This is a genomic window from Streptomyces ossamyceticus (genome assembly GCF_001418475.1).
GTDB classification, from domain to species: domain Bacteria; phylum Actinomycetota; class Actinomycetes; order Streptomycetales; family Streptomycetaceae; genus Streptomyces; species Streptomyces ossamyceticus.
In genome coordinates, this window is record NZ_LIQX01000573.1 from 1 (window position 1) to 1152 (window position 1152).

Annotated in this window: 3 protein-coding genes; all 3 read left to right on the forward strand. The window is 70.1% G+C overall.

Features of this window, described 5'->3' with window-relative positions; translation table 11 throughout:
* The coding region (locus tag AOK15_RS48930; protein WP_420877013.1) for a hypothetical protein at positions 1 to 95 on the forward strand (95 nt) is incomplete at its 5' end.
* A gap of 208 nt (positions 96 to 303) precedes the next feature.
* The coding region (locus AOK15_RS47700) for an endo-1,4-beta-xylanase (protein ID WP_240508719.1) at positions 304 to 502 on the forward strand (199 nt) is incomplete at its 3' end.
* A 55-nt stretch (positions 503 to 557) separates the two neighbouring features.
* On the forward strand, positions 558 to 1152 hold a 595-nt coding region (locus tag AOK15_RS47705), incomplete at its 3' end, for an endo-1,4-beta-xylanase (RefSeq protein ID WP_276206246.1).

Sequence of the window (1152 nt, forward strand, 5' to 3'; positions counted from 1 at the left end):
TGGTCGACCCGACGGTGATCCTGCAACGCCTGGTGATCGACACGGGCGGGCTGACGCCGACGTATCTGGGACCGCTGGAGAGCCGGCGTATCTGACTGCCGGCGTCGAGAGCCGGAAATGAGAGAGGAACCACGCATGAGGCACATGAACCGCTTCCGCCTGCCCGCGCTCGCGCTGGCCGCCGGGACCCTGCTGTCCACGGTGGTGGCCGTGCAGCCGGCGTCGGCGGGCGGGGGAGGTCAGGGGCCGTCGTTGCGGACCCTGGCCGACCGGGCGGGCGTACGCATCGGGACGGCCGTGGACATGACGGCGCTCGCGGACGACCGGACGTACCGCAGGACGACCGGCCGGGACTACAACTCGGTCACCGCCGAGAACGCCATGAAGTGGGAGTCGGTCGAGCCGGAGCGGGGCGTCCACAACTGGAAGCCGGCCGACGACCTGGTCCGCTACGCGCGGGCGCACGGCCAGGTGGTCCGCGGCCACACCCTGGTCTGGCACANNCGATCGGGCGGGCCGAGCTGCGGAAGATCCTCCGCGACCACATCACCGCCGAGGTGAAGCGGTACAAGGGGAAGATCCAGCAGTGGGACGTGGTGAACGAGGTCTTCGAGGAGGACGGCAGCCTGCGCAACTCGATCTGGCTGCGGGAACTCGGCCCCTCCTACATCGCGGACGCGTTCCGCTGGGCCCACGCGGCCGACCCGAAGGCGAAGCTGTTCCTCAACGACTACAACGTCGAGGGCGTCAACGCGAAGTCCACCGCCTACTACGAACTGGCGAAGCGGCTACGCGCCGAGGGCGTCCCCGTCCAGGGCTTCGGCATCCAGGGCCACCTCGCCATCCAGTACGGCTTCCCGGGGCAGGTCGCCGAGAACCTCGCCCGCTTCGGCGCGCTGGGGATGCAGACCGCGTTCACCGAGGTCGACGTGCGGATGATCCTGCCGGTCGACGAGACGAAGCAGGCGACCCAGGCGAGCTACTACCGCCGTCTGCTGGACGCCTGCCTGGGCGCCCGGAGCTGCAGGTCGTTCACCGTGTGGGGCTTCACCGACAAGTACTCCTGGGTGCCGGGCGTCTTCGAGGGGCAGGGCTCGGCGACCCCGATGGACGAGACGTACGGCCGCAAGCCGGCGTACGAGGCGCTGCGGG